This is a genomic window from Variovorax sp. J31P207 (genome assembly GCF_030316965.1).
In the GTDB taxonomy this organism is placed as follows: Bacteria; Pseudomonadota; Gammaproteobacteria; order Burkholderiales; family Burkholderiaceae_C; genus Variovorax; species Variovorax ginsengisoli_B.
Genome location: NZ_JASZYN010000018.1, coordinates 96,915 through 119,401, shown reverse-complemented (window position 1 = coordinate 119,401; position 22,487 = coordinate 96,915). Strand labels below are relative to the sequence as shown.

At 69.7% G+C, this 22,487-nt stretch carries 23 protein-coding genes, 2 tRNA genes and 1 riboswitch; of the genes, 22 read left to right on the top strand and 3 right to left on the bottom strand.

The features are described from left to right. Positions 1 to 27 precede the first annotated feature (27 nt). From cysD to QTI68_RS35915, 6 genes are all read left to right on the top strand, one after another. Positions 28 to 981 (top strand): sulfate adenylyltransferase subunit CysD, encoded by a 954-nt coding sequence (gene cysD, locus QTI68_RS35940; protein WP_286528898.1) that lies wholly within the window; start codon positions 28 to 30, stop codon positions 979 to 981. Then, complete coding sequence (locus QTI68_RS35935) at positions 981 to 2,318, top strand: sulfate adenylyltransferase subunit 1 (protein ID WP_286528896.1); 1,338 nt, start codon at positions 981 to 983, stop codon at positions 2,316 to 2,318. The genes cysD and QTI68_RS35935 overlap by 1 nt, the downstream gene beginning before the upstream one ends. Positions 2,319 to 2,361: 43 nt before the next feature. Continuing rightward, positions 2,362 to 2,691: a ferredoxin FdxA gene (gene fdxA / locus QTI68_RS35930; RefSeq protein ID WP_162574924.1), complete on the top strand. Its 330-nt coding sequence runs from the start codon at positions 2,362 to 2,364 to the stop codon at positions 2,689 to 2,691. Further along, positions 2,649 to 3,713 carry an NAD(P)/FAD-dependent oxidoreductase gene (locus tag QTI68_RS35925; protein WP_286528894.1) on the top strand — a complete coding sequence of 355 codons (1,065 nt, stop codon included), beginning with the start codon at positions 2,649 to 2,651 and terminating at the stop codon, positions 3,711 to 3,713. Before fdxA ends, QTI68_RS35925 begins: the two co-directional genes overlap by 43 nt. Before the next feature lie 77 nt (positions 3,714 to 3,790). Continuing rightward, positions 3,791 to 4,375: a phosphatase PAP2 family protein gene (locus QTI68_RS35920; RefSeq protein WP_286528892.1), complete on the top strand. Its 585-nt coding sequence runs from the start codon at positions 3,791 to 3,793 to the stop codon at positions 4,373 to 4,375. 52 nt (positions 4,376 to 4,427) lie between these two features. Then, a riboswitch (TPP riboswitch) is annotated at positions 4,428 to 4,537 on the top strand. Between the two features lie 71 nt (positions 4,538 to 4,608). Further along, positions 4,609 to 5,946 carry a purine-cytosine permease family protein gene (locus QTI68_RS35915; protein WP_286528890.1) on the top strand — a complete coding sequence of 446 codons (1,338 nt, stop codon included), beginning with the start codon at positions 4,609 to 4,611 and terminating at the stop codon, positions 5,944 to 5,946. On the opposite strand, the gene thiD is transcribed toward QTI68_RS35915, so the two are convergent. Further along, the gene (gene thiD / locus QTI68_RS35910; RefSeq protein WP_286528888.1) at positions 5,891 to 6,736 is read right to left on the bottom strand and encodes a bifunctional hydroxymethylpyrimidine kinase/phosphomethylpyrimidine kinase; all 846 of its coding nucleotides are present in this window, start codon (positions 6,734 to 6,736) and stop codon (positions 5,891 to 5,893) included. The genes QTI68_RS35915 and thiD overlap by 56 nt on opposite strands. Positions 6,737 to 6,783: 47 nt before the next feature. On the opposite strand from thiD, the gene QTI68_RS35905 reads away from it, so the two are divergent. The 7 genes from QTI68_RS35905 to QTI68_RS35875 all read left to right on the top strand — a co-directional run bounded on the left by QTI68_RS35905 (position 6,784) and on the right by QTI68_RS35875 (position 10,883). After that, positions 6,784 to 7,884 (top strand): FAD-dependent oxidoreductase, encoded by a 1,101-nt coding sequence (locus tag QTI68_RS35905; protein ID WP_286528886.1) that lies wholly within the window; start codon positions 6,784 to 6,786, stop codon positions 7,882 to 7,884. Continuing rightward, entirely contained in the window at positions 7,881 to 8,078 is a 198-nt protein-coding gene (gene thiS, locus QTI68_RS35900) for a sulfur carrier protein ThiS (RefSeq protein WP_286528884.1), read from the top strand. The genes QTI68_RS35905 and thiS overlap by 4 nt, the downstream gene beginning before the upstream one ends. Before the next feature lie 9 nt (positions 8,079 to 8,087). Beyond that, complete coding sequence (locus QTI68_RS35895; protein ID WP_286528882.1) at positions 8,088 to 8,906, top strand: thiazole synthase; 819 nt, start codon at positions 8,088 to 8,090, stop codon at positions 8,904 to 8,906. After that, positions 8,903 to 9,823 (top strand): thiamine phosphate synthase, encoded by a 921-nt coding sequence (locus QTI68_RS35890; RefSeq protein ID WP_286528881.1) that lies wholly within the window; start codon positions 8,903 to 8,905, stop codon positions 9,821 to 9,823. Before QTI68_RS35895 ends, QTI68_RS35890 begins: the two co-directional genes overlap by 4 nt. Before the next feature lie 79 nt (positions 9,824 to 9,902). Then, a tRNA-Asn gene (locus QTI68_RS35885) sits at positions 9,903 to 9,978 on the top strand. Between the two features lie 209 nt (positions 9,979 to 10,187). Continuing rightward, positions 10,188 to 10,263, top strand: a tRNA-Asn gene (locus QTI68_RS35880). A gap of 92 nt (positions 10,264 to 10,355) precedes the next feature. Then, on the top strand, positions 10,356 to 10,883 hold the full coding sequence (locus QTI68_RS35875; RefSeq protein WP_286528878.1) for a thermonuclease family protein: 528 nt from the start codon (positions 10,356 to 10,358) through the stop codon (positions 10,881 to 10,883). Between the two features lie 11 nt (positions 10,884 to 10,894). On the opposite strand, the gene QTI68_RS35870 is transcribed toward QTI68_RS35875, so the two are convergent. Continuing rightward, positions 10,895 to 11,479, bottom strand: a complete 585-nt coding sequence (locus QTI68_RS35870; RefSeq protein WP_286528875.1) for a DedA family protein — start codon at positions 11,477 to 11,479, stop codon at positions 10,895 to 10,897. Positions 11,480 to 11,655: 176 nt separating this feature from the next. On the opposite strand from QTI68_RS35870, the gene QTI68_RS35865 reads away from it, so the two are divergent. From QTI68_RS35865 to QTI68_RS35855, 3 genes are all read left to right on the top strand, one after another. After that, positions 11,656 to 11,892 carry a hypothetical protein gene (locus tag QTI68_RS35865; RefSeq protein WP_286528873.1) on the top strand — a complete coding sequence of 79 codons (237 nt, stop codon included), beginning with the start codon at positions 11,656 to 11,658 and terminating at the stop codon, positions 11,890 to 11,892. A 96-nt stretch (positions 11,893 to 11,988) separates the two neighbouring features. Then, on the top strand, positions 11,989 to 12,327 hold the full coding sequence (locus tag QTI68_RS35860) for a hypothetical protein (protein WP_286528871.1): 339 nt from the start codon (positions 11,989 to 11,991) through the stop codon (positions 12,325 to 12,327). A 37-nt stretch (positions 12,328 to 12,364) separates the two neighbouring features. Further along, positions 12,365 to 12,967 (top strand): DUF2939 domain-containing protein, encoded by a 603-nt coding sequence (locus tag QTI68_RS35855; protein WP_286528869.1) that lies wholly within the window; start codon positions 12,365 to 12,367, stop codon positions 12,965 to 12,967. 17 nt (positions 12,968 to 12,984) lie between these two features. Here the strand turns inward: QTI68_RS35855 and QTI68_RS35850 are convergent, their stop codons facing one another. Further along, a complete protein-coding gene (locus QTI68_RS35850) occupies positions 12,985 to 15,129 on the bottom strand; it encodes an ATP-binding protein (RefSeq protein WP_286528867.1) in 2,145 nt (714 codons plus the stop codon). A gap of 242 nt (positions 15,130 to 15,371) precedes the next feature. Between QTI68_RS35850 and QTI68_RS35845 the strand changes: the two genes are divergently transcribed. From QTI68_RS35845 to bcsB, 6 genes are all read left to right on the top strand, one after another. Further along, positions 15,372 to 16,319, top strand: coding sequence for a diguanylate cyclase domain-containing protein (locus QTI68_RS35845; RefSeq protein WP_353506468.1), 948 nt, complete (start codon positions 15,372 to 15,374; stop codon positions 16,317 to 16,319). 83 nt (positions 16,320 to 16,402) lie between these two features. Continuing rightward, the gene (bcsD, locus tag QTI68_RS35840; RefSeq protein ID WP_286528862.1) at positions 16,403 to 16,876 is read left to right on the top strand and encodes a cellulose biosynthesis protein BcsD; all 474 of its coding nucleotides are present in this window, start codon (positions 16,403 to 16,405) and stop codon (positions 16,874 to 16,876) included. Further along, the gene (locus QTI68_RS35835; protein ID WP_286528860.1) at positions 16,873 to 17,262 is read left to right on the top strand and encodes a hypothetical protein; all 390 of its coding nucleotides are present in this window, start codon (positions 16,873 to 16,875) and stop codon (positions 17,260 to 17,262) included. Before bcsD ends, QTI68_RS35835 begins: the two co-directional genes overlap by 4 nt. Continuing rightward, on the top strand, positions 17,244 to 18,056 hold the full coding sequence (gene bcsQ / locus QTI68_RS35830; RefSeq protein ID WP_286528858.1) for a cellulose biosynthesis protein BcsQ: 813 nt from the start codon (positions 17,244 to 17,246) through the stop codon (positions 18,054 to 18,056). Before QTI68_RS35835 ends, bcsQ begins: the two co-directional genes overlap by 19 nt. Beyond that, positions 18,053 to 20,209, top strand: a complete 2,157-nt coding sequence (gene bcsA, locus QTI68_RS35825) for a UDP-forming cellulose synthase catalytic subunit (protein ID WP_286528855.1) — start codon at positions 18,053 to 18,055, stop codon at positions 20,207 to 20,209. Before bcsQ ends, bcsA begins: the two co-directional genes overlap by 4 nt. Beyond that, positions 20,206 to 22,479 (top strand): cellulose biosynthesis cyclic di-GMP-binding regulatory protein BcsB, encoded by a 2,274-nt coding sequence (bcsB, locus tag QTI68_RS35820; RefSeq protein WP_286528854.1) that lies wholly within the window; start codon positions 20,206 to 20,208, stop codon positions 22,477 to 22,479. Before bcsA ends, bcsB begins: the two co-directional genes overlap by 4 nt. Positions 22,480 to 22,487: the final 8 nt, after the last annotated feature.

The window sequence follows — 22,487 nt, the reverse complement described above, 5'->3', positions numbered from 1 at the left end:
GATTCCCCGCATTCAAGATCGCACCCGATGAACGCCCGAACCGAACCCGACCTGCTGCTGTCGACCGCACAGACGCTGGCCCACCTGTCCAACACCCAGCTCGACGCGCTGGAAGAAGAAACCATCTTCATCCTGCGCGAGGTCGCGGCCTCCTTCGAACGGCCGACCCTGCTGTTCTCGGGCGGCAAGGATTCGCTGGTGCTGCTGAAGTGCGCCGAGAAGGCCTTCGGCGCCGGCCGCATCCCGTATCCGCTGCTGATGATCGACACCGGCCACAACTTCCCTGAGGTGACGGCCTTCCGCGATCAACGCGCCAAGGAACTCGGCGCCGAGCTGATCGTGCGCAACGTCGAGGATTCGATGAAGCGCGGCACGGTGCGCCTCGCCCACCCGGGCGAATCGCGCAACGTCCACCAGTCGGTGACCCTGCTCGAGGCGATCGAGGAATTCCGCTTCGACGCGCTGATCGGCGGCGCCCGCCGCGACGAGGAGAAGGCGCGCGCCAAGGAGCGCATCTTCTCGCACCGCGACAGCTTCGGCCAATGGCAGCCCAAGGACCAGCGGCCCGAGCTGTGGACGCTGTTCAACACGCGGCTGGCACCGGGCGAGCATTTCCGCGTTTTCCCGATCTCGAACTGGACCGAACTCGACGTCTGGCAGTACATCGAGCGCGAGCAGATCGCCCTGCCCTCGATCTACTACACGCACAAGCGCGAAGTCGTCGAGCGCCGCGGCCTGCTGGTGCCGGTGACCGCGCTCACGCCGCCGCGCGATGGCGAGCAGGTCGAAGTGCGCGACGTGCGCTTCCGCACCGTCGGCGACATCACCTGCACCTGCCCGGTCGACAGCCTGGCGGCCGATGCCGGCGACGTCGTGGTCGAGACGCTGGCGGCCGATGTCAGCGAACGCGGCGCGACCCGCATGGACGACAAGACCTCCGAAGCCTCGATGGAAAAGCGCAAGAAAGACGGTTACTTCTGATGACGATCGCGACCCCCTCCCCGGCGTCCACCGCCCTTCACGCCGAGACCGGCGCCGCCTTGCGCTTCATCACCTGCGGCAGCGTCGACGACGGCAAGAGCACCCTCATCGGCCGCCTGCTGGTCGACAGCAAGACCGTGCTGCAGGACCAGCTGGCCGGCGTGCAGCGCGGCGGCGAGACCGACCTGGCGCTGCTGACCGACGGCTTGTCGGCCGAGCGCGAGCAGGGCATCACGATCGACGTCGCCTACCGCTACTTCTCGACCGCGCACCGCAAGTTCGTGATCGGCGACGCGCCGGGCCATGAGCAGTACACGCGCAACATGGTCACGGCCGCATCGAGCGCCGACGCCGCCGTGGTGCTGGTTGATGCGACCAAGCTGGCCTGGGCCGCCGAGGTCGGCGACGGCGAAGTGGTCCGTCGCGAGCTGCTTCCGCAGACCCGCCGCCACACCCTGCTGTGCCATCTGCTGCGCGTGCAGTCGATCGTGTTCGCGGTCAACAAGCTCGATGCCATCGACGATGCCGAGCTGGCTTTCGAACGGATTTCGGAGGCGCTCGCGAACTTCGCCGAAGCGGCTGGCGTGCAGGTCGCCGCCACGGTGCCGATCTCCGCGCTCAAGGGCTGGAACGTGGCGTCGCGCCACCCCGACTGGGCCGGCTACAAGGGCCCGAGCCTGCTCGAACTGCTCGAGCAGCTGCCGGTCACCGCGCAGGACGAGGCCGTGCCCTTCGCCTTCCCGGTGCAATGGGTCGAGAAGTTCTCGGCCTCGGCCGACACCTCGCGCGGCCGCCGCGTGTTCTGGGGCCGGGTCGCCAGCGGCCACATCGAGCCCGGCCAGCGCATCGCCGTGCTGCCGAGCAACCAGCACGCCACCGTGGCCCAGGTGCTGAGCCACACGCGCGAGCCCAAGGCCGTGCATGCGGGCCACAGCGCCGGCATCGTGCTCGACCGCGAACTCGACGTCTCGCGCGGCGACTGGCTGCTGGCGCCCGACGCCTTCGAGCCGGTGCGCGAGATCACCGCCACGGTGGCCTGGCTCGACGACGAGCCGCTGGTCGCCGGCCGGGTCTACTGGGCGCTGCAGGGCCATCGCTGGGTCAAGGCCAAGGTGGCGCGCATCATCGACCGCGTGAACATCACGACCCTCGACGCCGAGCCGACCGACAAGCTCGAAGCCAACGCCATCGGCGACGTGGTGCTGTCGCTGCAGCAGCCGCTCGCCGTGCTGCCCTTCACCCAGTCGCGCACCTTGGGCTCGCTGATCCTGGTCGATACCGCCTCGCATCGCACCTCCGCTGCGGTGCTGGTGCGGCCTGCCGCCACAAAGGCCTAAAATTCGGGGTTTTCCCGATCATTCCCTTCCGCTTGCCAAGAAAATGACCCACGTCGTCTCCGAATCCTGCATCCGCTGCAAATACACCGATTGCGTCGACGTCTGTCCGGTCGACTGCTTCCGTGAAGGGCCGAACATGCTGGTCATCGATCCCGACGAGTGCATCGACTGCGCGGTCTGCATCCCCGAGTGCCCGGTGAACGCGATCTACGCCGAAGAAGACCTGCCGGCCAACCAGCTGGCCTTCATCAAGCTCAACGCCGAACTGGCGCTGGCCGACGGCTGGAAGAGCATCACCAAGCGCAAGCCGGCGCTGCCCGATGCCGACGAGTGGAAAGACAAGACCGACAAGATCGGGGAGTTGGTGCGCTGAGTACGCCAGCTGCGCCCATCGAAACCGATGCGCTGATCATCGGCGCGGGCCCGGTCGGGCTGTTCCAGGCCTTCCAGCTCGGCCTGCTCGAGATTTCCTGCCACATCGTCGACGCCCTGCCGCGCGCGGGCGGCCAGTGCGTGGCGCTGTACGGCGACAAGCCGATCTACGACATCCCCGGCACGCCGGTCACGACCGGCCGCGGCCTGGCCGAATCCCTGCTGCAGCAGATCGCGCCGTTCAAGCCGCGCATCCACTTCGACGAGCAGGTCGCGACGCTGGTCCGCCAGGACGACGGCCGCCTGCTGCTCGGGACCTCGCGCGGCAACGCCTTCCTTTGCAAGACGGTCTTCATTGCCGCCGGCGTCGGCGCCTTCGTCCCGCGGCGCATCGCGGTCGAAGGCATCGCCAGCCTCGAAGGCACGCGGCTTTTCTACCACCCCGACGCCCTCGAACGCTTTGCGGGCCAGTCGGTGATCGTCCACGGCGGCGACGATGCCGCGCTGGAGACCGCGCTGGCACTGCTGCCGCTGGCCAGGGCGGTCACGCTGCTGCATCGCCGGGACGTCTTCCAGGCCGAGGAGGCCACGGTCGCGGCACTGCGCGAGCGCATCGCCGCCGGCGCCCTTCGGCTCCAGGTCGGGCAGCCGGTCGGTTTCGACCCGGCCCATCTGCAGGTCGCCACGCCCGACGCGCAGACCGTCGCGCTGCCCTTCGACGCCCTGATCGGCTGCCTGGGCATCTCGCCGCGGCTCGGGCCGATCGCCGACTGGGGACTGGCGCTCGAGCGCAAGCAGCTGCCGGTCGACACCGAGAAGTACCAGACCCAGGAGCGCGGGATCTTCGCCGTCGGCGACATCAACAGCTACCCCGGCAAGAAGAAGCTGATCGTCTGCGGCTTCCACGAGGCCACGCTGGCGGCCTGGGGCGCGGCGGCGATCGTGTTTCCCGACAAGTCGATTCCGCTGCAGTACACCACCACCAGCACGCGGCTGCACACGCTGCTCGGGGTCGCCCACTGAGAACCGATCGATGCCTGAACCGGAGGTGAACACCGCGTTCATGGTGGGGACACCCGCTGGCCTTAGGATCGCCTGACATGCAGGACGTCAACATCTCTCTTTTCCAATGGCTCGGCGCTGGCCATGCGCCCGACGCGCAGTTCCTCTGGCTGGCGACGCTGTTGGCCGAGGGAACGTCCTGGCTCTGCCTGGTGCTGCTGGCCGTGGCCGCCTGGCGGCAGCCCGCACAACGCGGCTACCTGATGGCGACCCTGGCCGCCGCCGGCGCCGCCGCGCTGGCCGCGCATGCGCTGGCCCAGGCTCTCAACCTCCCCAGGCCCTTCGTCGCCGGCCTGAGCCCGAACTACATCGCCCACGGGGCCAGGGGTTCGCTGCCGAGCGCGCATGCGAGCGTGATGTTCACACTGGCACTGGTGCTCTGTCTGCGCCCGGCCTTGCGAACGCTCGGCCTCGCGGTGTTCGCGATCGCGCTGGTCACCGGCTGGGCCCGCATCTACGTCGGCGCCCATTTCCCCTTCGACATCGCCGCCGGGCTCGCACTGGCGATCGTGATCACGGGGCTGTTCTGGCTGCTGGCTGTCGGCGTGCGCCGCATCGTCCTGCCGCTGATCGCCCGCGACGATGCGCGCTCGGCAAAGCCCACGGGCACTCCCGCCGCCTGAGCGGACCCGCCGGCCCCGGCCGGCTCTACAATCGACCTGCTTCGCCTGACGGAAGCAACGCTAGGGGTGCCGGCCCGCAACACGCAGTTGCAGGCTGGCTGAGAGAGTCCCTTTGAACCTGACTGAGGTAATCCTCGCGCAGGGAAGCTGGTCCGGCGGCCGCCACGTTTTCTCGCGCGGCGGTCGGGTCGCCGGCCTCGCCCACCTGCCACACACTTGCATGGAGCAATTGGATGGCAAGCACAACCCATGAACAGGCCTCGGCCGCGGCCAACGAGGCGCTGACGCCGCTGGGCGAATCGCACCGCGTCTTCCAGTGGCGCGACCACATGGCGCTCTGGTTCAGCCTGGGCGTCGGCCTGCTGGTGATGCAGATCGGCGCCTACCTGGTGCCCGCGGTCGGCACCCGCGACGCGATGCTGGCGATCGTGCTGGGCTCCTGCATAGGCGCCGGCCTGCTGGCCTGGACGGCCCGTGTCGGCTGCGAAAGCGGCCTGGCCAGCGCCGGCCTCATGAACGCCACCTACGGCAGCGCCTTCGCGCGGCTGCCGGTGCTGCTCAACATCGTGCAGCTCATCGGCTGGACCACCTTCGAGCTCGTGATCATGCGCGAAGGCACCCAGGCCATCGGCGCGCAGGCATTCGGCTGGTCGCTCGGCGGCCCGCTGGGCACCGTCCTGACGACGCTGCTGTGGGGCGCCGTGCTGCTGGCCTTGCTGGCCGGCTCGATGGTCAAGCTGGTGCGCCGCTTCGTGAGCCGCTTCGGCCTGCCGCTGGTGGTGCTCTCGCTGGCCTGGCTGACCTGGCAGTTCGCAGCCCGGCTCCACGCCAAGGGACTGGAGACCTTCTGGACCCGCCCCGGCGACGGCTCGATGGGCATGTTCGGCGCGCTCGACCTGGTGATCGCCATGCCGGTCTCGTGGCTGCCGCTGGTGGCCGACTACGCACGCCACGGCAAGCGCAGCACGGGCGGCCTGGGCGGCGCCTTCAGCGGCACCTGGATCGGCTATGTGCTGGCCAACATCTGGTGCTACGCGCTCGGCGTGATGGTCGTGAGCGTCGCCGAGCCCGGCACCGACCTGGTCGCCGCCCTGCTGCTGGCCCAGGGCGGCCTGGTCGCACTCGGCCTGATCCTGATCGACGAGCTCGACAATGCCTACGGCGATGTCTACTCGGGCTCGGTGTCGGCCCACAGCCTGCAGCCGCGCTGGAGCGTACGGCGCTGGGGCCTGCTGCTGGCCGCGGTCTGCATCGGCTTCGCGCTGGTGCTGCCGATGCACACGCTCGAACCCTTCCTGCTGCTGCTGAGTTCGGTGTTCGTGCCGCTCTACGGCGTCATCCTCGGCCGGCTCGGCACCGGCAACGCGCCGGTGCCGCTGGCGAGCCGCCAGGTCGACCTGGCCGCCGCCGCCATCTGGATCGGCGGCATCGGGGTCTACCACGCCTGCGCCGCCTGGGCGCCGCAGTGGGGCTCGGCGTTGCCGACCCTGGCCCTGACCTTCGTGCTGGCCCTGGTCACGCGCCCGGCACAGGCAGGCGGACGCTCGGCACTGGCGCAAAGCCGTGGTTGAGGGGACCGTGACCGGCGCCGACCTGCATGTGCGCGCCCGCCGCCATGGCGGCCACGACATAGCCGCGGGCGCGTTCCACCGCCTCGGGCAGCCCGTGGCCGAGCGCCAGGTGGGCGGCGATCGCCGACGACAGCGTGCAGCCCGTGCCATGCAGATTGCGGCTCGCGATGCGGGTGGAAGACAGGCGCAGCCGCTCGCCGTCGGCCTCGGCCAGCAGGTCGACCACGTCGTCGCCCGGCAGGTGGCCGCCCTTGAGCAGCACCGCCCTGGCACCCAGGGCGAGCAGTTCGGTGGCCGCGTCGTCGAGCGCATCGACGCCGTCGATCGCATGGCCGATCAGCAGCGCCGCTTCGTCGAGGTTGGGCGTGACGACGGTCGCGCGCGGGAACAGTTCGCGCACCAGCACAGCCACCGTCTCGGCGGCGATCAGACGGTCGCCGCTGGTGGCGACCATGACCGGATCGAGCACCACGTTGGGCAGCTTGTAGTGGTCGATGGCCCAGGCCACCACTTCGACAATCTCGGGCGCATGCAGCATGCCGAGCTTGACCGCGTCGACGCCGATGTCCTCGACCACCGCCTGGATCTGCGCCTTCAGGAAGGCCGGCGGCACGCCGTGGATGCCCGACACGCCGAGCGTGTTCTGCGCCGTCAGCGCGGTGATCGCGGTCATCCCGTAGCAGCCGAGGGCCGAAAAGGTCTTCAGGTCGGCCTGGATGCCGGCGCCGCCGCCGCTGTCGGAGCCGGCGATCGAGAGCACGCGTGCGTAGCGGGAAAATGCAGAGGTCATGTTGAAAATTATCGGCCACGCACGCCGTGGCCCACGCTGAATCCGCAATGAACCCGTCGCAAGAATTCCCTTTCCGCTCCGCGGCCGTGCTCGGCGCCGGGCTCATGGGCCGCCTGCTGGCACTGGCACTGGCCCGGGCCGGCTGCGAGATCGACCTGTACGAAGCCGGTGGCCCCCAGGCCGAGGGCGCCGCCGCACGGGTCGCTGCCGCGATGCTCGCGCCGCTGGCCGAGTCGGCCGTGGCGCCGCCCTCGGTCGTGCGCATGGGGCACCACGCGCTCGACCGCTGGCCGACGCTGATCGCAGCGCTCGCGGCCCCGGTGTTCTTCCAGCGCGAAGGCACGCTGGTGCTGTGGCACCGCCAGGACGCCGCCGAGGCCGCGCGGCTGCGCCGCGTGCTGGAGCGCACCGGCGAACGGGTGCCGGAGCTGCCCGCGATGCGCACGCTCGACGCCGCCGGCATCGAGGCCATCGAACCCGCGCTGGGGCGGCGCTTCGCACAGGCGCTGCTGCTGCCCGACGAAGGCCAGCTCGACAACCGCGCCTTGCTCGACGCGCTGCTGGCCACGCTGCAGGCGCAGCCGAAGGTCCGGCTGCACTGGCAGGCGCCGCGCACGCCCGACGACTTCAGTCCCGGCGCCGCCGGCCAGCCCGAACGCGTGATCGACTGCCGCGGTCTCGGCGCCAAGCCGCAGTGGAGCGCGCTGCGCGGCGTGCGCGGCGAAGTGATCCGGGTCCATGCGCCCGAAGTCACGCTGCGGCGGCCGACGCGGCTGGTGCACCCGCGCTACCCGATCTACATCGCACCCAAGCCCGATCACCTGTTCGTCATCGGTGCCACCGAAATCGAGTCGGACGACATGTCGCCGGCCAGCGTGCGCTCCACGCTCGAACTGCTGAGCGCGGCCTACGCGGTGCACAGCGGCTTCGCGGAAGCGCGCATCGTCGAGATCGCGACCCAGTGCCGCCCGACCCTGCCCGACAATCTGCCGGCCGTGCGCGAGCTGCGCCCGCACGTGATGCAGGTCAACGGCCTCTATCGCCACGGCTTCATGATCGCGCCGGCGATTCTCGACGTCGCGCTCGAACTGCTGGCCACCGGCCAGTCGGCGCTGGCCGGCCGCTTCGGCCTCGCAACCCATCCATGAACCTGCTCATCAACGACCAACCCCACCAGCTGCCGGCCGGCACGACGCTGTCGGACGCGCTTGCGCTCATCGAAGCCAAGCCGCCGTTCGCCGTCGCCGTCAACCGCCAGTTCGTGCCACGCTCGAACTATGGCGCGCACCTGCTGCAGGCCGACGACCGCATCGAAGTGATCCGCCCCGTGACGGGCGGCTGAGGACACCCCATGACACCCATTCCCGCCAACGATCCGCTCGTGCTCTACGGCCAGAGCTTCGACAGCCGGCTGCTGCTCGGCACCGCGCGCTACCCCTCGCCCGACGTGCTCGAGGCGGCCGTCCGGCGCGCGCGGCCCGCCATGCTCACTGCCTCGCTGCGCCGCCAGACCGCGACGCCGAACGGCGCCGGCAGCGACAACGGCTTCTGGGACCTGCTGCGCCGCCTCGGCGTGCCGGTGCTGCCCAACACGGCCGGCTGCCACAGCGTGCAGGAGGCGATCGCCACGGCGCAGATGGCGCGCGAGCTGTTCGACACGCCCTGGATCAAGCTCGAACTGATAGGCGACGACTACACGCTGCAGCCCGACACGCTGAACCTGGTCGACGCCGCCGCGCAGCTGATCCGCGACGGCTTCCAGGTGCTGCCCTACTGCACCGAGGACCTGGTGCTGTGCCAGCGGCTGGTCGATGTCGGCTGCCAGGCCGTGATGCCCTGGGCGGCGCCGATCGGCACCGGGCGCGGGCCGGTCAACCCCTACGCCTTGCAGGTGCTGCGCGAGCGGCTGTCGGTGCCGCTGCTGGTCGACGCCGGGCTGGGCTTGCCCTCGCATGCCTGCCAGGTGATGGAATGGGGCTACGACGGCGTTCTGCTGAACACCGCGGTGGCGCTGGCGCAGGACCCGGTCGCGATGGCCGGCGCCTTCGCCGACGCGGTACAGGCCGGGCGCAGCGCGCACCATGCCGGCGCGATGGCGGCGCAGGATTCGGCCCAGCCCAGCACGCCGGTGCTGGGGACGCCGTTCTGGCATCACGCCGCTTCCCAATGAACACCATGAACGACGCCACTTCCATCGCACGGGCCATCCTGGCGGCCCACGCCGCGCGCTTTGGCGCGACGAGCAACGCCGCGGATTCGTTCACCTCCGACGACCCGATCTACCGCGGCGCGAAGCAGGCCTGCGGCACCCTGGGCTTCATCGACATCGACGCCGAATGCCTGGCGCGCGCATGGCGGGCACAGAGCGAGCGCAACGGCCGCTTCGACGCCGAGGCCTGGCCCGACACGCCGGCCGATTTCGGCCTGCGCTCCTTTCCGCCGACGCGCCGCGACGACGCGTTTCCGCCCTGCCCCGAGAAGCTGGGCCTGTATGCGGTGCTGCCCGATGCCCAATGGGTCGGCCGCATGGCGCGCGCGGGCGTGCCGACGGTGCAGCTGCGCTTCAAGTCGGACGATGCCGGCGCCATCGAGCGCGAGGTGCAGGCGGCTGTCGAGGCGGTGCGCGTCACGGGCGCCCTGCTCTTCATCAACGATCACTGGAAGAACGCCATCGCCGCGCGGGCCTACGGCCTGCATCTGGGCCAGGAAGACCTCGACGCGCTGGCTCCCGCAGAATTGCGGGCGATCCGCGATTCCGGCATTCGTCTCGGCGTCAGCACCCACGGCTACGCGGAAATGCTTCGCGCCGACCTCGCTAGCCCGAGCTACATCGCGATGGGCGCGGTCTACCCGACCACGCTCAAGCGGATGGCGACCGCGCCCCAGGGCGTGGCGCGGCTGGCTGCGTATGCGCGGCTCATGCGAGGCTACCCGCAGGTCGGCATCGGCGGCGTCGATGAAGAGCGCATGCCCGAAGTGCTGGCCACGGGCGTCGGCTCGGTGGCCGTGGTGCGCGCGCTGGTGGCCGACCCGCAGCCCGAGGAGGCGGCACGGCGGCTGTTGGCAATCTGCAACCGCGCCGCCTGAGGCATCGCTGCGCGGCGGCGCAGGATGTCGGGCTTCTTCCCGAAGAGGGCCAAAAACCACGCTATAATCTAAGGCTTGTTCCTCGATAGCTCAGTCGGTAGAGCGCCGGACTGTTAATCCGTAGGTCCCTGGTTCGAGCCCAGGTCGAGGAGCCAACTAAAGCCACTATGAACCGAGTTCATGGGGGCAATCTCAAGAAGAGCCTCGGCTCTGCATTCGGCCTCCACAACGAGCTTCGAGTGCCTCTGCAAAACGCGCCCATGTCGGCGCGTTTTTTTTTGCTTCGGCGACCTCAATTTTGTAGCGCGTCGCATGTGTGCCTGGGGATTCGGCCCGTTCACTCGATATATAATTTGAGGCTTGTTCCTCGATAGCTCAGTTGGTAGAGCGCCGGACTGTTAATCCGTAGGTCCCTGGTTCGAGCCCAGGTCGAGGAGCCAAAACGTGCCGCAAGGCCACTGGATGCCCCGCTACTCAAAAGGTAGCGGGGCATTTTCCTTTGGGGTGCCTTGATCGGCAACCCGACCTCTCGATGCGCCGCCTTCTCTTCACCCTCATCCTCGCCCTGCCCTTCGCCCTCCACGCCGCGCCGCGCACCTGCCTGGTGGTCGGCGTCACCGATGGCGACACGTTGACGGCGCGCTGTCCGGGGACAGGTGGCTACGAACGGCTGAAGGTCCGCCTCGATGCCATCGACGCGCCCGAGCAGCGCCAGGCCTTCGGCACCCGCGCGAAGCAAGCGCTGTCGCGACTGGTCTTCGCGAAGGAGGTCGAACTCGACTGCCCGAAGACCGACCGCTATGGCCGCGCGGTATGCAGCGTGCGGGTCGCGCCGGCATCGGTGCCGCAGGGTCCGAAGACACTGGACGCCGGGCTGGCGATGCTCACGCTCGGAATGGCCTGGTGGTACCGCGCCTATGCCCACGAACAGACGCCCCAGGCCCGCGGCCAGCATGAATTCGCCGAAGCCGAAGCCCGGGCGAAGAAGATCGGGCTCTGGCGGGACGCCGACCCGGTGCCGCCTTGGGAATGGCGCAGGACCGAGCACGACACGCACTGACCCGCTGCGCCTCATCGATCCGGATCCTTCGATTTCGATTTCGATCTCGCCCGCAGCCAGGCGTGGATGAGCGCGAACAGGGCCGCGCCAGCGACGATCAGGGCCAGGGCCACTTCCTCGAAGCGCGCGATGTCGCCCAGCAGCGCCTCGACGGCATGGCCGAACAGGTAGCCCAGGCCACCCACCAGCGGCGCCCAGATGGCTGCGCCGACCAGGTTGAAAACGCTGAAGCGCCGAGACGACAGGCCGACGGCGCCCATGGCGATCGGCCCGACGATGCGCAGGCCGTACATGAAGCGGATGCCGACGATCAGCAATGCGTCGTGGCGCTTCAGCAATGCGATGACCCGCCGCGCCCGCTCATGGAAACCGGGTATCCGGCCCAGCAGCGCCGTGCCCCATGCGCGCCCCGCCCAATAGAAGATCTGGTCGCCCAGAGCCCCACCGATGAAGGCGATCGCGAGGACCAGCGGCAACGACAAGTGACCCTGGTGGGCGGCGAATCCGGCCAGCAGAAGGATCGTCTCGCCCTCGAGAAGACAGCCTGCAAAGACAGCCAGGTAGCCATAGTCGGTGAGCAGTCGGGTGACGGACATGCGTGCCTTCTCAAAAACGGAAGAGGCTGCGGATTTTGGTCAGCCCCTGGCCGTTGGGAGGCCAACAGTCAGGTTCCGCACCGCACAATTCCGTCATGCCTTCTCCGTTCATCGAACTCTCGCCACAGCCATTGGCGGCCCCGCGCTTGCGATCTGCCCGACTCATGCGTCCGAGCATGGCTCGACTTTCCGCCGGAACCGGACGCTGGCGTCCAGGCGTATCGAGCTATCGCGTCTTCGTGACGATCGTCTTCACGATTGTCGTCCTCGCGGTCGGCTGGGCCGATCAGCATTTGCCCGCCGCAGCGGTCGTCGTCGTCGGACCGGCCGCGGTCACCTTCTGGGTCCTGACACTGCTCGGCTCGCTCGGAATCGGCCCGGTCGCCGCCATCCGCGATGCCATGCGCCGCTGAACCTCAGAAGCGCCGACTGCCTGTCGGACAACGCGCAGCCGATCCGGCGACTCGGGCCTACGCCGCCGCCGCCCCATCGGCCTCAGGATCAAACGCATGCGCACACCCATCGTTGCAGTGCTGGGCTTGGCCGCGTGCTGTGCCGCCGCCCTCGCCCAGACCCCGAAGCTGCCCTTGAAGAGCGACGACAACGGCACCGTCTACGTCGAGCCCAACGTGTCCTCGACCGAGACGTCGATGGAATCGAAGGGCGCCACGGTCGGCGCCCAGCGCCCGGACGGCAGCAGCAAGTACATCGGCGTCGACACCACCGGGACCCGGCCGACCTATTCGCTCGGCGGCAGCACGGCAGGCGACCTGTCCTATTCCGCTGGCGTGTTCTCCGACGGCAAGGAACAAAAGGGCGTGAAGGCCGGCGTGACCCTCAAGTACTGAAGCGCGGCGAGCGCGTCCCGATGGGCAGAATCGGGGGATGAAAAAATCTCAACGCCTGGCTGCGGCCGCCCTCGCCCTGCTGCTCCTGCTGGCCGGCGCCGGCTACTGGTACTTCTCGCCCTTTCTGGCCGTGCGCCAGCTCCAGGCGGCTGCACAGCGCGGCGACGCCGAAGCCCTCAATGACCACATCGACTATCCCCGGCTGCGCGAAAGCCTCAAGGCACAGTTGACGGCCCTGCTGGCGCAGAAACTCGGGGCACCGAAGGACGGCGGCAACCCGCTGAGCGCGCTCGGCAACGTCATCGGCGCGAGCCTGGTCAATCCGCTGGTGGACACGCTGGTGCGGCCGGAAACGGTGATGGCCGCCATGCAGAACGGCCGGCTCGGCCGCAGCGCATCCGAGCCGGCGCCGCCGCCCCCCGGCAACGCCCCGGTGGACAACGCCGCGCCGGAGCCGAAGAAGGCCCGCTGGATCATCGAGCGCCAGGGCGCCAGCCGGGTCACGGCCTACGCCGTCGATCCCGCCCGCCCCGACGACGAGCCCAACAGCGAGCGCCTCGGCCTGGTCTTCGAACGCAGCGGCTTCGCAGACTGGAAGCTCACCGACCTCCGGCTGCCGGCCTCGGCCTTCAAGAAATAGCCGTCGCGCGCAACCGCTCAACCGTCGACCACTTCCTCCAGCGCCGCGTCGACCCGCTCCACCTCCCGCTCCAGCAGTTCGGCCGCGGCGCGCACGGTGTCCCAGTCGCCCTGGCGCCACGCGCTCTCGACGTTCTTGGCCTGCCGCGCCGCCTGGTGCGCGCCGATGCTGGCCAGCGCCCCCTTGAGCGCGTGCACCTGCTCCTGGCCGGCAGTGGCGTTGCCGTCCCTGAGCGCCGCGGCGATCGCCTCGCGCCGCACCGCCATGTCGCTGCGCATCGCGACCGCGATCTCGCGCACCACCACCAGGTCGCCGCCCAACGTGCGCACCAGTTGCCGCATGTCGACCGCCGGCGCCATCTCGGCCTCGGGCTTGAAGAGGTCTTCGATGCCCAACTGCCCGGGGTCCCACTCGTCCCCCGGTTCGCGGCGCGCCGCGCGGGCCTCCTGGATCGCCTGGGCCAGCAGCGCCGGCGACACCGGTTTCGATACATAGGAGTCCATGCCGGCGGCCAGGCAGCGTTCGCGGTCGCCGGCCATCGCATGCGCGGTCAGCGCCACGACAGGCGTGTGCCCGCGCCGCGGCTCGGCGGCTTCCACGGCGCGGATCTGCGCCACGGCGTCGAGGCCGCTCAGCACCGGCATCTGGACATCCATCAGCACCAGGTCGAAGCGGCGCTCCCGCCAGCAGCGCACCGCCTCCTCGCCGTTGCGCGCCACGTGGAAGGTGCAGCCCATCTGCGTCAGCAGCTTGCGCATCAGCAGTTCGTTGACCGCATGGTCTTCGGCCACCAGCACGTGCAGGCCCTGCAGGCTCATGGCCTCGAGCGGGGCCGGTTCGGTCAGCACGCTCATCTCGTCGGCCGCCTGCTCGAACACCGCCGTGAAGCGAAAGGTGCTGCCCTCGCCCGGCCGGCTCAGCAGGTTCAGCGACCCGCCCATCATCGACACCAGCCGCGCGCAGATGGCCAGCCCGAGCCCGGTGCCGCCATAGCGCCGCGTGATCGATGCATCGGCCTGCGTGAAGGCTTCGAAGATGTGCGCCTGCTTGTCCTGGGCCACCCCGATGCCGGTGTCGCGCACCGTGAACAGCAGGCGCAGCTGGTCGCGCCGCAGCTCGCTCTGGTTGGGCGCCAGCCGCGCGGTCACCGAGATGCGGCCGAAGTCGGTGAACTTGACCGCGTTGGACACCAGGTTGGAGATCACCTGGCGCAGCCGCCCCGGGTCCCCCGCCACCTTCCACGGCACGTCCTCGGCGATCTCGAGCTCGACCTTCAGGCCTTTCTTGGCCGCCGCCGGCCGGTGCAGCGCCACCGCCTCGCGCACCCAGCGGCCGACGTCGAAGCGCACCTGCTCGAACACCAGCTTGCCGGCCTCGATCTTCGACAGGTCGAGCACGTCGTTGAGCAGTGCCAGCAGCGAGGTGGCGGAGTTGTCGATGAGTTCGAGGTGCTGGCGCTGTTCCTCGTTCAGCGGCGACTGGTGCAGCAGCCGGGTCAGCCCCATCACGGCATTGAGCGGCGTGCGAACCTCGTGGCTCATGTTGGCGAGAAACTCGCTCTTGGCCCGGTTGCTGGCCTCGGCCTGGGCCCGGGCCTGCTCGATCTCGGCATGCATCGTGCGCCGCGCCGTGATGTCGGTGTTGAAGCCGGTGAGGCGCAAGGGTGCGCCCGCGGCATCGCGCTCGGTGACCATGCCGACGCTCTCGATCCAGATCCAGCCGTTGGCGGTCGAGACCCGGTGCTCGGCGATGTAGCGGTCGGCCTTGCCGCTCAGCGCATCCTTCAGGGCCTGGCGGACCAGCGGCAGGTCGTCCGGGTGGACCCGGGCCTCCAGGGCGCTCAGCACCCAGCGGCGGTCCTCGACCTCTTCGCCGATCATCCGGTCCCAGCGGCGTCCGAGCAGCACCCGGCCGCCCGCCATGTCCCACTCCCACTGCGCCACGCGGGCCGCCTCGGCCACCATCAGGTGGCGCTTGGCGGCCACCAGCACCTTGTGCGAGGCGTCGAGCTCCTGGTCCTGCTCGCGCACGCGGGCCGCGAGCTTGTCGCGCTCGGCCGTGAGCGCCACCACGCGCCGGACCAGTTCGAGCTGGCGCTGCTGCGAGGCTTCGAGGCGCGCCAGCGCATCCTGCGCGTCGGCATCGGGGGCCGGGTGTGTCATCTCGTCTGCTGCCATCCACGGGGCCTTTGTCGGGACTTCGGGGCGTGCCCTGATAATGGACGCGGATCGCCTTCCGGGCGACCCCGCGTCTTGCTGAAACGGTTCCAGGTCTCCATGGCACATCCGACGATCACCATCCAGCCCACCGGCGCCCGGCTCGCCCTGGCGTTCATCGTCCAATGAGTATGCCCGGGAATACGCGAGCCGAAGATCCGGACGACGGCGCGCAGGATACGGTCACCGTGCTTCTGGTCGACGACCAGCCCGTGATCGCGATGATGGTGCGCAAGATGCTCGCGGTCGACCCCGCGATCGAGGTCCAGGTCTGCACCCACGCCACCGAGGCCGTGGCCCGGGCGCGCGAGGTGCGCCCCACCGTGATCCTCCAGGACCTGGTCATGCCCGAGGCCAACGGGCTCGACCTGGTGCTGGCCTACCGCTCGATGCCCGAGACCCGCGACATTCCGATCATCGTGCTGTCTTCCAACGACGAGCCGGAAATGAAGCGATCGGCCTTCGCCATCGGCGCCAACGACTACGTGGTCAAGTTGCCGGAGCCGATCGAACTGATCGCCCGGATCCGCTACCACTCGCGCGCCTACATGGCCCTGGTCGAGCGCGACAACGCCTACCGGGCCCTGCGCCTGAGCCAGCAGAAGCTGCTGCTCAGCAACCTCGAACTGCAGCGGCTGACCAACTCCGACGGCCTCACGGGACTGCCCAACCGGCGCTCGTTCAACGACTACCTGGCACGCGCGTGGGCCACTTCGCAAAGCCAGGGGTCGCCGCTGTCGCTGTTAATGATCGATGTCGACTATTTCAAGAACTACAACGACCGCTTCGGCCACCTGGCGGGCGACGACGCACTGAAGTGCGTGGCCGAGGCGATCCGCAATGCCCAGCCGGACCCGGCCTGCCTGCCGGCGCGCTTCGGTGGCGAGGAATTCGCCATGGTGCTGCCGGGCGCGACCGCCACGCAGGCGGGCGCCATCGCCGAGACGCTGCGGCGGGCGGTCGAGAACACGCCCCTCCCGCACAACGCGCCGGAGCCGACCTCGGTCACTGTCAGCATCGGCACCGCCACCATGGTCGCGCCGCCCGACGCTTCGCCGGACCTGCTCATCGCAGCCGCCGACGCCCGCCTGTACGAAGCCAAGTGCGGTGGACGCAACCGGGTCGTCGGCCACTGAACCCTGAATCGCATCCACACGACAGCCGGGCGCCGCTTTGTTGTCAATCCGCTGCAGCGCCGTGACAATCGAAACCGCTGCCCATGACAGATCAAGACACCCTCCTCAGCTACTACGAACGCCGTACATGCTCCGCCCAATGGATGGAATTCAACCGGGCGTTCGCCGCCGAGCTGAGCGCCGGCCTGCCGCCTGAAGACATCCGCCAGCTGTTCCGCCGGATCGGCGAGCGCATCGCGCTGGCGCTGCCGGTCGAGCGCTGCGACACCGTCGAGCAGCTGCGCGATGGTTTCAACGCCCGCTGGGAGGCGATCGACTGGGGCTTCGCCACACTGCAAGAACAGGCCGACCACCTGCGCATCGTGCACGCCTGCAGCCCGCTGGCGATGGCCTTCGGGCCCGATACCGAAGACTGGGCGAGCGGCTTCTTCGAGGGCGCCTACCAGACCTGGTTCGCGGCCCAGGGCACACCCCCGGAGCTGCGGGTGCAGGCCGAAGCCGCGCCGGCGGACGGATCACCGCAGGTCATGATGCGGCTGGGCAGGGTCCAACGATGAGCAACGACGATCACGAAGCCGAGGATGTGGCGGGCCTGTTCCGCAAGTTCGGCGGCGACGCCAAGGGCTACAAGGAATTCGAGCCGGCACCCGAGGTCGGCCAGCCCCAGGGCGCGTGGACGTTGATCCCGGGGTCGGCGGGTGCGCCGGCGGCGCCGGCAGCGGCCATCGCGGCGCCCGTACCCCCTGCCGTCGTCCTGGAGCCTGCGGCACCCGCACCCGCACCGGTGCCGATGCCACCGGCCGCTTCACTCGGCGCGGCGGCAGCGTCGCCGACCGGCATGCCGCGCGAGCTCGACCTCCTTTTCGCCCGGCTGGCCGGCCAGCCCCAACCTGCCCCCGAAGGCGGCCACGGGCTCATGTCCCGATGGCGCAAGCCCTCCTGACGATGCCCGTGGTCGCGGTCATCGGTGCCAAGGGCGGCGTCGGCAAGACGACGGTGGCGGCCAACCTCAGCACCTCACTGGCGGACGCGGGCCAATCCGTCCTCGCCATCGACCTCGATCCCCAGAATGCACTGCGCTTCCACCTGGCCCTCGATCGCGCGGCCTGCGAGTGCGGCCTGGCCGGCGTGCTGGCCGGGCGCGCGAACTGGGCCCAGGCGATGCAGCCGGGCCGTGGCGGCGTGGTGCTGCTGCCTTTCGGCGCGATCGACGACGAGCACCAGATCGACCTCGAACGCCAGCTGGCCGACCATCCGGGCTGGCTCGCCGAGACGCTGGCGCGCTTCCAGCTTCCGCCCGAAACGCTGGTGCTTCTCGATACGCCGCCGGGGCCGTCGGTCTACCTGCAGCAGGCGCTGCGCGTCGCCCAACTCGGCGTGGTGACGGTGCTGCCCGACGCCGGTTCCTTCGCCACGCTGCCGCTGGTCGACCGCATGGTCGACAAATACTGCCGCGGCCGCCCCGACTTCATCGCCAGCATCTGCCTCGTCAACCAGGTCGACGCCGGCAAGCGCCTCAATCGCGACGTGCTGCAGGCGCTTCGCCACGAACTCGGCGACCGGCTGCTCGGCGTGGTCCACCAGGACCAGGCCGTGTGCGAGGCGCTGGCCAGCGCCACCGACGTGCGCCGCTATGCACCCTTCAGCCAGGCCGCGGACGACTTCGTCCAGTGCGCGCGCCAGGTCCTCCGACGTCTCGCGCCGCTGGCGCCCCCCGCAGAGATCCGCCGACCATGACCACCCCCGCCGCGCCGCCTCCCCCGAGCCATCGGCTGCCCCGCATCGTCGCCTGGGCCATCACGCTGGTCGTGCTGCCGATGATCGTCATCACGCCGCTGACCTTGCACCAGCAGCTCACGCTGTCGGTCGCGATCTTCATCGCCGCGCTGGTGCTGAACCGCTTCCCGGGCCGGATCCCGACGCTCGTGATGATCTTCCTGTCGGTCATCGTCTCGTCGCGCTACATGTACTGGCGCATCACCGAGACCATGTACATGGACAACCTGCTCGACCTGGTGCTGGGCAGCGGGCTCCTGATGGCCGAGATCTATGCCTTCGTGGTGCTGTTGCTGGGCTATATCCAGACCGCCTGGCCGCTGGAGCGCAAGCCGCATCCGCTGCCGGACGACCCGCGCGACTGGCCGACGGTCGACGTTTTCATCCCGACCTACAACGAGCCGCTGTCGGTGGTGCGGCCGACCGTGCTGGCGGCCCAGTCGATCGACTGGCCACGCGAGAAGATCAACATCTACGTGCTCGACGACGGCCGGCGCGAGGAGTTCCGGGTGTTCTGCGAGGGCGTCGGCGTGCATCACGTCACGCGCGACAACAACCGCCATGCCAAGGCCGGCAACATCAACGCGGCGCTCAAGAACACCAGCGGCGAATTCATCGCCATCTTCGACTGCGACCACACGCCGACGCGCTCCTTCCTGCAGATCGCCATGGGCTGGTTCGGCCGCGATCCGAAGCTCGGCATGGTGCAGACGCCGCACTATTTCTTCTCGGCCGACCCGTTCGAGAAGAACCTCGACACCTTCGGCACCGTGCCGAACGAGGGCGAGCTGTTCTACGGCCTGATCCAGGACGGCAACGACCTCTGGAACGCGACCTTCTTCTGCGGCTCCTGCGCGGTGCTGCGCCGCACGATCTGCGAGGAGGTCGGCGGCATCGCGGTCGAGACCGTGACCGAGGACGCCCACACGGCGCTCAAGATCCACCGCCGGGGCTACAACACGGCCTACCTGGCGCTGCCGCAGGCGGCCGGCCTGGCGACCGAGAGCCTGTCCGGCCATGTCGGCCAGCGCATCCGGTGGGCCCGCGGCATGACGCAGATCTTCCGGGTCGACAACCCGCTCTTCGGGCGCGGCCTGAGCTGGGCCCAGCGCCTTTGCTACATCAACGCGATGCTGCACTTCCTGTATGGGCTGCCGCGCATCATCTACCTCACGGCACCGCTGGCCTACCTGCTGTTCGGCGCCAGCGTGATCCATGCCTCGGCGCCGATGATCTTCGCCTATGCGCTGCCGCACCTGTTCCACGCCAACCTGACCAACAGCCGCATCCAGGGGCGCTTCCGCTACCTGTTCTGGAACGAGGTCTACGAGGCGGTGCTGGCCTGGTACATCTTCCGCCCGACGCTGGTGGCGCTGATCAACCCCAAGCTCGGCAGCTTCAACGTGACGGCCAAGGGCGGCCTGATCCAGGAGCAGTACTTCGACACCGAGATCGCCAAGGCCAGCCTGTTCCTGCTGGCGCTCAACTTCCTCGGCGTCGCGGCCGGGCTCTGGCGCCTGACCTGGGTCGACGCCGACAACATCGCCACCGTCTGGCTCAACCTGGCCTGGACCGCCTACAACCTGATGATCCTGGGCGCCTGCGTGGCGGCGGCCAACGAGTCGCGCCAGGTGCGCGGCGCCCACCGCGTGACGCTCAACGTGCCGGCCACCTTGCATTTCGCGGACGGCCATTCGATGCGCTGCAACACTTTCGATTTCTCCAGCGGCGGACTGGGCCTCGAGCTGCCGGCGGAAATCGCGCTCGCGCAGGATGCGCCGCTGGAGGTGGCCCTCTACCGCGGCGAGACCGAATACCGCTTTCCGGCGACGGTGCGCTTCAACCGCGGCAAGCGCCTGGGCCTGCAGTTCACCGCGCTCGACTTCGCGCAGGAGCGCGCGCTGGTCCAGTGCACCACCGCCCGCGCCGACATCTGGGCCGCGCGCTGGGGCAACCACCCGCGGGTGCCCGCCCACCGCGTGATCGGCCACATCGCGCGCATCAGCCTGGTCGGCTTCCGCGACATGTTCGGCCACTACGCGCGCGCCGCCGGCCGCAAATTGCGCCCGGCCCCGGCCGCGCCACGCTCCGCCAACGCAAAGGAACCTACGTGACATCGGCGCTTCATCGGAAACAGGCGGGCGCGATCGCCCTGGCCTTGTTGGCCTGGGCCGGCGGCTCGGCGCTGGCACAGGGCAAGCCCGCGGCCACCGCGCCTGCTGCGCCCGGCCTGCCCGCCATCGCGCAGCCGGCACCGCCGGCGGGCACGACGCGCGAACTGACGCTGACCCAGCTCGGCGTCGACTACGCGATCAACCTGCGCGGCATCAGCGGCACGGTCGGCATCCCGTTCAGCGTCCGGGCCGACGAGCTGGTCACCAGCGCGGCGCTCAAGCTCAACTACGCCTATTCGCCGGCCTTGATCCCGGAGCTGTCCCACATCAAGGTCAGCGTCAACGACGTGCTGGTGACCACGCTGCCGGTGGTCCGCGGCGAAGCCGGCAAGCCCCAGAGCGCCGAGATCCCGATCGACCGGCGGCTGATCACCGACTTCAACCGCATCAACATCGAACTGGTCGGCCACTACACGCGCGAGTGCGAGGACCCGGTACACAGCAGCCTGTGGGCCACGGTTGACGCCTCCAGCACGCTGCGCCTCAATGTCGTGCCGCTCAAGGTGGCGGCCGATCTCGGCACCCTGCCGCAGCCCTTCTTCGACCGCCGCGACGTCCGCCGCGCCAGCATCCCCTTCGTGTTCGGCAATGCCGCCGGCACGCCGACCCTCGAGGCCGCGGGCATCGTCTCGTCCTGGTTCGGCGGTCTCGCCGGCTACCGCGGCGCGGTGTTCCCGGTCAGTAGCGGCGAACTCCCGGCCGCCCATGCCGTCGTGTTCGCGACGCCCGAGACCACCATCGACGGCCTCAGCCTGCCGCCGATCCAGGGTCCGACCCTCAGCGTGGTCGACCACCCGCGCGACGCCACGCACAAGCTGCTGCTGGTGCTGGGCCGCAATCCCGCCGAACTGCGCACCGCGGCCGCGGCGCTCGCGGTCAACAGCCGGGTCTTCACCGGCGGCACGGCGACGGTCAGCAACTTCCAGGAACCGCCGGCACGCCGGCCCTACGACTCGCCGCGCTGGCTCGCCGACGACCGGCCGGTGAAGCTCGGCGAACTCGCGCCGGTGGCCGACTTCTCGGTCGCGGGCTATGCGCCCGACGTGGTCAAGGTCAACCTGCAGCCGGCGCCCGACCTGTTCACCTGGCGCAGCCGCGGCTTCCCGCTCGACCTGCGCTTCAACTACACGCCGCGCGTGCGGGCCGACCAGTCGACCCTCAACCTGAGCCTGAACGAGAGCTTCGTCGCCTCGCTGCCGCTGCGGGCGGCCAATCCGGCCGGCGAACACTGGTGGAACCAGTTCCTGCTGCCGCTGCTGCCCGACGGCACCGTGTCGCAGAGCAAGAGCCTCAGCCTGTCGCCGCTGCTGGTGGGCTCGCGCAGCCAGCTGCGCATGCACTACTACTTCGAGCCGCAGGCAAGCGACTGCAAGCCGCTGCTCGACAACGTGCGCGGCAACATCGACCCAGCCTCGACCATCGACGTCTCGCGGCTGCCGCACTACATCGCGATGCCCGAACTCGCGGCCTACGCCAACAGCGGCTTTCCGTTCTCTCGCCTGGCCGACCTGGCGGACACCGTCGTCGTACTGCCCGACCAGCCCGAGACCAGCGACATCGAGACCTACCTGGCCTTGCTCGGCCACCTGGGCAACGCCACCGGCTATCCGGCGCTCAGGCTCACGCTGGGGCGGGCGGCCAATGTCTCGCAATGGGCCCAGAAGGACCTGCTGGTCCTCGGCAGCCTGCAGAGCCAGCCGCTCTTCACGCAGTGGGCCGACCGGATGCCGCTCAAGCGGGCCCAGGAAGCCAAGCAGTTCCACCTGGGCAGCTGGATCGACGACACGCTCGACCTGATCACCGGCACCCGCCAGCGCGAGGACCTTCCCGCCACGACCCGGATGACCGTGGCCGAGGACGGCACCGATGCCGTGCTGGCCGGCTTCGAGTCGCCGTTGCAGAAGGAGCGCAGCGTGGTGGCGGTGGTCGCCACCGCGGCCTCGCAGCCGGCGCTGCTGAATGCACTGATGAGCCCGAGCCTGGTGCGCGACATCCAGGGCAGCACCGCCTTCGTGCGCGGCAACCAGGTCAGCAGCCTGCTGGCCGGGGGCACCTACTACGTCGGCCGGCTGCCGCCGGTGATGTGGCTGCAGTGGACCCTGTCGCGCAGCCCGCTGCTGCTGGCGGCGGCGGTGGTGGCGCTGGCCTTCATCGGCGCCGTGGCGGCCTATCTCAGTCTTCAACTGCGCGCCCGCCGTCGGCTGCGCTGACACGGCCT

What these genes read in the sequence shown, in the direction of transcription:
- cysD (WP_286528898.1), top strand. Translation starts at nt 28, where the DNA reads ATGAACGCCCGAACCGAACCCGACCTGCTGCTGTCGACCGCACAGACG.
- QTI68_RS35935 (WP_286528896.1), top strand. Translation starts at nt 981, where the DNA reads ATGACGATCGCGACCCCCTCCCCGGCGTCCACCGCCCTTCACGCCGAG.
- fdxA (WP_162574924.1), top strand. Translation starts at nt 2,362, where the DNA reads ATGACCCACGTCGTCTCCGAATCCTGCATCCGCTGCAAATACACCGAT.
- QTI68_RS35920 (WP_286528892.1), top strand. Translation starts at nt 3,791, where the DNA reads ATGCAGGACGTCAACATCTCTCTTTTCCAATGGCTCGGCGCTGGCCAT.
- QTI68_RS35915 (WP_286528890.1), top strand. Translation starts at nt 4,609, where the DNA reads ATGGCAAGCACAACCCATGAACAGGCCTCGGCCGCGGCCAACGAGGCG.
- thiD (WP_286528888.1), bottom strand. Translation starts at nt 6,736, where the DNA reads ATGACCTCTGCATTTTCCCGCTACGCACGCGTGCTCTCGATCGCCGGC.
- QTI68_RS35905 (WP_286528886.1), top strand. Translation starts at nt 6,784, where the DNA reads ATGAACCCGTCGCAAGAATTCCCTTTCCGCTCCGCGGCCGTGCTCGGC.
- thiS (WP_286528884.1), top strand. Translation starts at nt 7,881, where the DNA reads ATGAACCTGCTCATCAACGACCAACCCCACCAGCTGCCGGCCGGCACG.
- QTI68_RS35895 (WP_286528882.1), top strand. Translation starts at nt 8,088, where the DNA reads ATGACACCCATTCCCGCCAACGATCCGCTCGTGCTCTACGGCCAGAGC.
- QTI68_RS35890 (WP_286528881.1), top strand. Translation starts at nt 8,903, where the DNA reads ATGAACACCATGAACGACGCCACTTCCATCGCACGGGCCATCCTGGCG.
- QTI68_RS35875 (WP_286528878.1), top strand. Translation starts at nt 10,356, where the DNA reads ATGCGCCGCCTTCTCTTCACCCTCATCCTCGCCCTGCCCTTCGCCCTC.
- QTI68_RS35870 (WP_286528875.1), bottom strand. Translation starts at nt 11,479, where the DNA reads ATGTCCGTCACCCGACTGCTCACCGACTATGGCTACCTGGCTGTCTTT.
- QTI68_RS35865 (WP_286528873.1), top strand. Translation starts at nt 11,656, where the DNA reads ATGGCTCGACTTTCCGCCGGAACCGGACGCTGGCGTCCAGGCGTATCG.
- QTI68_RS35860 (WP_286528871.1), top strand. Translation starts at nt 11,989, where the DNA reads ATGCGCACACCCATCGTTGCAGTGCTGGGCTTGGCCGCGTGCTGTGCC.
- QTI68_RS35855 (WP_286528869.1), top strand. Translation starts at nt 12,365, where the DNA reads ATGAAAAAATCTCAACGCCTGGCTGCGGCCGCCCTCGCCCTGCTGCTC.
- QTI68_RS35850 (WP_286528867.1), bottom strand. Translation starts at nt 15,129, where the DNA reads ATGACACACCCGGCCCCCGATGCCGACGCGCAGGATGCGCTGGCGCGC.
- bcsD (WP_286528862.1), top strand. Translation starts at nt 16,403, where the DNA reads ATGACAGATCAAGACACCCTCCTCAGCTACTACGAACGCCGTACATGC.
- QTI68_RS35835 (WP_286528860.1), top strand. Translation starts at nt 16,873, where the DNA reads ATGAGCAACGACGATCACGAAGCCGAGGATGTGGCGGGCCTGTTCCGC.
- bcsQ (WP_286528858.1), top strand. Translation starts at nt 17,244, where the DNA reads ATGGCGCAAGCCCTCCTGACGATGCCCGTGGTCGCGGTCATCGGTGCC.
- bcsA (WP_286528855.1), top strand. Translation starts at nt 18,053, where the DNA reads ATGACCACCCCCGCCGCGCCGCCTCCCCCGAGCCATCGGCTGCCCCGC.